Origin of the sequence: Paenibacillus sp. FSL M8-0334 (assembly GCF_038000405.1) — a bacterium.
Classification (GTDB): Bacteria; Bacillota; Bacilli; order Paenibacillales; family Paenibacillaceae; genus Paenibacillus_AQ; species Paenibacillus_AQ campinasensis.
In genome coordinates, this window is sequence record NZ_JBBOCH010000001.1 from 3,136,137 (window position 1) to 3,142,500 (window position 6,364).

Sequence of the window (6,364 nt, forward strand, 5' to 3'; positions counted from 1 at the left end):
GTCCTTTGAAGCATAAAATTAGAGTTGGACGCTACACGGCTGCTCTCCTGCTTATCAGTACAGGAGCTTTGCTCCTTATTGATGAATGGGGCGGCACGGATGCGATTTTTCTTCTTCTGAAATGGTGGCCGCTGCTTCTGGTCCTATGGGGCGTGGAATATTTGCTTCGCTACATGTTCTCTAAGCGGAGGGGAGAGCGCAAAGATTTCAGGTTTCGGCCGGATATTCGCGGGATTACGCTTGCGGTGCTCGTTTCGGCCTCCGTCTTTGTTGTGTCCCAGCATGACCATTTCCTGTATTTGTGGAACAGGGTAAGTTTGAACCTGACCGTGGCTGCCGTTGATTATAGTGAAGCCGCGGATAACCGGTTTGAAAAGCCGCCCCTTTACCTGCCAGTCACGGAGGATACAACCAAGATGGTGGTTGACCATGTGAATGGCGATATATCGATCCATCGCGAGGATGTGGATGATGTCATTGTAGAGACGGAAGTATGGGTGGATCGGGAAGAGCCAGGCATGGCCGAGCTGATTAACGAACAGTCCACGATGGAGGCAGACGCGGGCAACACGCTGGTCATTCGCTCGCAGGGCAAACCATACGGACAATCGGGCAAAAGGCAGCCGCGCATGAATGTAACCATCACCGTGCCGGAAGAGCGGCGTATGGATATGGAGATACGGACGATGAACGGAGCGGTCGCCATGACGGATGTGCAGGCGAATGAGTACGTTACGGTTGAGAGCGGGAACGGGCCGATCTATCTTGAAAATATCGGCGGGAACGTAACCGGACAAACCTTGAACGGGGCGGTGACCGTCCGGGGTGTACTCGGTGATGTCAAACTGTCCACAAACCGGGGAGATATGACGGCTGTTGATATATTCGGAGCCGTTCAGCTGACAACTCAGGTCGGCCACATGATTGTCAAAAGAACAACCGACGATATTCAAGTGAATACCCGCAATGGCAATATTGTTGTGAGCGGCGTCCGTGCGGACCTGAACGCCGAGTCGCTCAATGGCGGGATTGTGATTCGCTCCTCGACGGTCGGTGGAGACTGGAATGTGTACAGCGCGGTTGGTGAGCTGAACCTTCACATACCGCTTGGCGCTGATTACAAGCTCGATGGTGTGATCAGCTATGGAGAGATCCGGACGACTCTTCCAAATCTGAGCATCGAGCAAAAAACAATTACCGGTGAATCGGGAACAGGCGAGCATGTGATTCATATTGAGGGCAATAGCAGTCTGAATGTCTATCGCAGTTTTCCGGATGCGCTGGAGAAGCCGGAAACGGGCGGACAGGTCCCCCATCCGCATTGACAAGGAAGCAGGCAGACGGGTCCTCCACCTGCATTGACAAATTTCTGAAGGAAGTTTTACAATGGAATGCAAAGAGTTAACATGAAGGCGGTGGGCAACCATGGCAACGTCCGTACAGCATGCGCTGGAGCAACTAAAAACGACCGGTGTCCGTATAACGCCGCAACGTCATGCGATTTTATCTTACTTAATAGAATCGATGGGGCACCCGACAGCCGATGAAATCTATCGGGCTCTGGAACCCAAATTCCCAAGTATGAGCGTAGCTACTGTGTACAACAATTTGAAAATGTTCATTGAAGCTGGAATGGTGCGGGAACTGACCTATGGCGATAATTCCAGTCGCTTTGACGCCAATGTATCGGAGCACTATCATGTGATCTGCGAACAGTGCGGCAAAATTGAGGATTTCAGCTATTCTTCGCTGGAAGATGTGCAGCGTCAGGCTGAAAAAAGCACGGGGTTTGAAATCAAAGGCTTGAGGATGGAGTTATACGGGTTATGCAAATCCTGCAAATAGATACCGGTTATACAGTAAAAAAACGTGCGGAATGACATTCCACACGTTTTTTTATTTTCACTGCTGGTGCAATGGGGGGAATTCGTTTGGCACGAAGGAAGCGACGTCGCGGAAGAGGTTTTATGAACATCGTAGTCATTATACTTGCTGTATTAATCGGGTGGACGGTATCAGAAAGGTTGCCAAACCGCACCCATATAACCCCTGACTGGAAGGGGATGGAGAAGCCGATTTTTGTGCAGGGGGAGATGATGTCCCATGCGGCGCTAGGAGAGGGTGAAGCGTTGAAGCTTCCTCTGCCTGCCGTGCAGGAGGCGGTTGATCCGCATATCTGGTATGAGGAGGAGACAGCTTCGGTTATCATTACGACGCCCGACCATGTTATGCGAATGGGGGCGGAGCGTGAGGATGCGGAACTGGACGGGAAGGCGTTGACCCTGAAACACGCCCCGGAAGTGATCGAGGGAACGCCGTATATTCCTGTGGAGCCGCTGCAGCAGTATCTCGGTATTGCGGTCCATGAGGACAGAAGCACGGGCGCCGTCATTTTAATGCGGGCAGGGGATTCGATTCAGCTGGCAGAAGCAGCTCCGGCGAAGCGCGACGGAACGATCGCGGTCAGGGAATCAGGCTCTCACAAAGCGCCGATTGTACTGGATATGAAAGCCGGAGAGCGGCTCAGGGTTTGGAGAGAAGAGGGGGAATGGTTCTACGTTCAGGCGGATAACGGTTATACCGGCTACGTGAAGCAGGATCAGGTCGAGCTGGGCGGCGTTAAAGATATCCCTGTTCAGGCCTTCACTCCTTCAAGGGCGGAGCTGGAGTGGAAGGACAAGCAGGTCAATCTGGTATGGGAGGCGGTGTACAGCCGCAATCCGAACACTGCAGACATCGGCCCGATGCCCGGTGTGAATGTGGTCAGCCCGACATGGTTCAGCATAACGAGCGGTACCGGTGAGGTGAAATCCAAAGCGGCTCCGGCTTATGTTGCATGGGCCCACCAGAGGGGATATGAAGTGTGGGGCTTGCTGGATAACAGCTTTGATCCGGATCTGACCACCGAGGCGCTATCGTCGTATAACCGCAGGTCCCATATCATTCAGCAGATGATAGCTTATGCGAAGCAGTACAGGCTGGATGGAATCAATATTGATTTTGAAAATGTGTATACAGCCGACAAGGATCAAGTTGTTCAATTCGTGCGGGAGTTCAGACCTTATGCCAAAGCCAACGGACTCATTCTATCGATTGATGTTACTCCGAAGTCCAACAGCGAGATGTGGTCGGTGTTCCTGGATCGCAGTCGTCTGGGGGAGGCTGTCGATTATATGATGGTCATGGCATATGATGAACACTGGGCCTCCAGCCCTCGGGCCGGATCGGTAGCGTCACTACCCTGGACGGAAGTTTCAGTCCGGCGCATTATAGAGGAGGATGGCGTGCCGCCGTCGAAGCTGGTGCTTGGCATTCCACTGTATACGAGGGTATGGACCGAGACGGGCGGAGATGAGCCGAAAGTATCGTCCAGTGCCGTCGGGATGCGGCGAGCGCAGGAAATTGTGAAGGAGCAGAAGCTGGAGGGTGTTCTGGACGAACGTGCAGGCCAGAATTATGTGGAGTACAAGGACGGGGATGACACGGTGAGAATATGGCTTGAGGATGAGCTGTCCCTTCAGTCGCGTGTTGATCTCGCTCAAAGGCTGGAACTCGGTGGCATTGCTACCTGGAACCGAAGCTTTGCCCTGCCGGAGGCATGGGATGTTCTGAAGTCGGTTCATGAGTAAACGCCCTAACGTGGTATTTATCCAATTTCTTATATTGTTGTGAAAAAAGGACCCGGCACTGTGGGAAGTGCCGGGTCCTTGCTGTGTGATTAAAGCGGATCAGGTGCTTATGTTCACAGTTTGTCACTGTGACGGCTGAAGGCGGAGAAAACATCTCCACGGAGTCGATCGCACTTCCGCCCGTCGTCCTGACAGGGTACACGAGAGATTAAGTGTGAGTCGTTGTGGAATCTGAATGATTGTCAGCGGAGCGAAGCTCCTCGGCTGTCACATTTGCCTGGGATGGATCCAGTGTCAGAATGGTATGACAGAACATGCAGCGGTCGGTTTTACCCAGCATCTTGGTCAGTTTGTCGCATTCGGGACATTGGATTTGCACGGCGGTCGTCGAGAGCATGCCTGCCCAAAAGTAAACGCCTAAACTACCCATCATGAAGATAAGGCCAATAACAAGTCCGATGCCGGCAAATATTTTGCCAGCTTGTCCCCAAAAGACGATGCCGGCCGTTCCCAGAACCATGAGTCCCATGCCCAGCATGGTCAGCAGCAAGCCCCAAGTGCGGAAAGCGTTGATTTTAGCATTTTTAAAGATCATCGGTAAGAAGCTCCTGTCACTCGATTTTTTGGTATAATTGAAAGCCCTTCCTGAGCTCAGCGAACATGAGTGAGGGAAGCGTTGTTTTCTTCCCGTTACGAAGAAGGAACTTACATTGACATGTAGAATTATATTATAACTGAATTGGCGAAAATTCGCCAAGGACCGTATGGAGGGAAACGTGGAATTAACCAACTTTTCTTTATACTATGGAAATTCGGTTGATAAGGATGCAATCGGAGCGATAGCCTACCGCAACAAAGATCAAGCTGTGTACGGATCGATCATCGATGATTTTCAGACGAACATTGTTGTTGTGTATGAGGGTGAAGTGGATGAGCCTTATATTCAGCATTTCATGGTAAGAGACGAGCACTGTCAGATCATGAACGTTGCCATGGAAGATTTCCGGAAGGAACTTCTGAACGGAACGCATAAAGTATTGTTAAAATGTCTGCTTGAAGGGGATATTATCAAGGACAGCGATGACCGCCTTTACAGCATGCGGCGAGATTTTTTAACGTTTGAAGAACCGATCCGGGAGCGAAAGCTGTTTATAGGGTACGCGAATTTTCTGCAAAAATATGTGGATGCCAAAATGCTGATGAAGGAAGAGCGCCTGCTTGATGCATATTTCTGCACATTGGAAGGGCTGCATCATTGGGCGGAGCTTGAACTGCTTGAAAGAGGAATTCATCCGAACACTGCCGTCTGGGATCAGGTCACGGGGCTGAACACCCCTGTCCGCAAACTGTACGAGGAATTGACGGCCAGTACCGAGACGCTGGGACAACGGATTGAGCTGGTGCTTCTGGCGTGTGATTTCTCGATGGTATCCAAATTGGAGCACTGCGCCGCGCCTTTGTTAAGGCTGCTTCGAAGCAGGCGAAGCCCCTGGACGATGCAGGAGCTGATGCTTCATCCTGAGCTGGAAGCGCTGAGGTCTGTGATGCCGATTGTGCTGCGGCAACTGATTTATCGGTCGATTGTGAAGGAAGCGGCGGTTTGGAAGGAAGCACGCGCGTATCATGAGCCTGTTCGTTATTATGCCGAATAAAGGAGAGGAGCTGAGGTTCTTCTTCTTTTTTCGGCTCTGGACAGCTCTCAACATTCGACGTATGGTGTTAATGAGTTGTTAGGTTACGCGAGGAAAATATTTAAGCAAGAGTGTTGACGAGGCGCTGAATTTTGTGATAAATTATAACTCGCCCCTTTCGAAAGGGACCTAAACATTGGAATCAAGATCATGTCGAAACATGAAATTATCTAAAAAAAGTTCTTGACGAAAAGATGGGCGATATGATATATTATAAAAGTCGCCGCTGAAATGCAGCGCAGACGACTTTGAATGAAGTTGATCTTTGAAAACTGAACAACGAGTGGGTAAAACGAACCGCTTCGGCGGGGGGTTATGAATAGAGAATTGAACAAATTCTCGTCAGTTTTGAAATGAGCTACAAACTCATCGGTTGGATGATTTCTTGGAGCGATCCAGAAATGTTCGATCTTTATTGGAGAGTTTGATCCTGGCTCAGGACGAACGCTGGCGGCGTGCCTAATACATGCAAGTCGAGCGGAATCGATGGAGTGCTTGCACTCCTGAGATTTAGCGGCGGACGGGTGAGTAACACGTAGGCAACCTGCCCTCAAGACTGGGATAACTACCGGAAACGGTAGCTAATACCAGATAGGATATTTGGCTGCATGGCCGAATATGGAAAGGCGGAGCAATCTGTCACTTGAGGATGGGCCTGCGGCGCATTAGCTAGTTGGTGGGGTAATGGCCTACCAAGGCGACGATGCGTAGCCGACCTGAGAGGGTGAACGGCCACACTGGGACTGAGACACGGCCCAGACTCCTACGGGAGGCAGCAGTAGGGAATCTTCCGCAATGGACGAAAGTCTGACGGAGCAACGCCGCGTGAGTGATGAAGGTTTTCGGATCGTAAAGCTCTGTTGCCAGGGAAGAACGCCAGAGAGAGTAACTGCTCTTTGGGTGACGGTACCTGAGAAGAAAGCCCCGGCTAACTACGTGCCAGCAGCCGCGGTAATACGTAGGGGGCAAGCGTTGTCCGGAATTATTGGGCGTAAAGCGCGCGCAGGCGGTTCTTTAAGTCTGGTGTTTAAACCCGGAGCTTAA

5 protein-coding genes and 1 rRNA gene (1 of these 6 running past the window's edge) are annotated in these 6,364 nt (G+C 51.1%); 5 read left to right on the forward strand and 1 reads right to left on the reverse strand.

Annotation, left to right across the window (positions count from 1 at the left end; translation table 11 throughout):
* The first annotated feature begins 5 nt into the window (after positions 1-5).
* The 3 genes from MKX64_RS13785 (at position 6) to MKX64_RS13795 (ending at position 3,629) form a co-directional block, all read left to right on the forward strand.
* On the forward strand, positions 6-1,325 hold the full coding sequence (locus MKX64_RS13785; protein WP_095266627.1) for a DUF4097 family beta strand repeat-containing protein: 1,320 nt from the start codon (positions 6-8) through the stop codon (positions 1,323-1,325).
* A gap of 100 nt (positions 1,326-1,425) precedes the next feature.
* A complete protein-coding gene (locus MKX64_RS13790) occupies positions 1,426-1,845 on the forward strand; it encodes a Fur family transcriptional regulator (RefSeq protein WP_095266628.1) in 420 nt (139 codons plus the stop codon).
* Positions 1,846-1,967: 122 nt separating this feature from the next.
* Positions 1,968-3,629 (forward strand): glycosyl hydrolase family 18 protein, encoded by a 1,662-nt coding sequence (locus MKX64_RS13795; protein ID WP_341036166.1) that lies wholly within the window; start codon positions 1,968-1,970, stop codon positions 3,627-3,629.
* A gap of 208 nt (positions 3,630-3,837) precedes the next feature.
* Here MKX64_RS13795 and MKX64_RS13800 read toward each other — a convergent pair whose 3' ends face one another.
* Positions 3,838-4,224, reverse strand: a complete 387-nt coding sequence (locus MKX64_RS13800) for a YgzB family protein (protein WP_095266630.1) — start codon at positions 4,222-4,224, stop codon at positions 3,838-3,840.
* A 181-nt stretch (positions 4,225-4,405) separates the two neighbouring features.
* Between MKX64_RS13800 and MKX64_RS13805 the strand changes: the two genes are divergently transcribed.
* Positions 4,406-5,281 carry a nucleotidyltransferase-like protein gene (locus MKX64_RS13805; protein WP_341036169.1) on the forward strand — a complete coding sequence of 292 codons (876 nt, stop codon included), beginning with the start codon at positions 4,406-4,408 and terminating at the stop codon, positions 5,279-5,281.
* A 451-nt stretch (positions 5,282-5,732) separates the two neighbouring features.
* Positions 5,733-6,364: ribosomal RNA gene (locus MKX64_RS13810) — 16S ribosomal RNA — on the forward strand; it runs 921 nt beyond the window's last position.

What these genes read in the sequence shown, in the direction of transcription:
- MKX64_RS13790 (WP_095266628.1), top strand. Translation starts at nt 1,426, where the DNA reads ATGGCAACGTCCGTACAGCATGCGCTGGAGCAACTAAAAACGACCGGT.
- MKX64_RS13795 (WP_341036166.1), top strand. Translation starts at nt 1,968, where the DNA reads ATGAACATCGTAGTCATTATACTTGCTGTATTAATCGGGTGGACGGTA.
- MKX64_RS13800 (WP_095266630.1), bottom strand. Translation starts at nt 4,224, where the DNA reads ATGATCTTTAAAAATGCTAAAATCAACGCTTTCCGCACTTGGGGCTTG.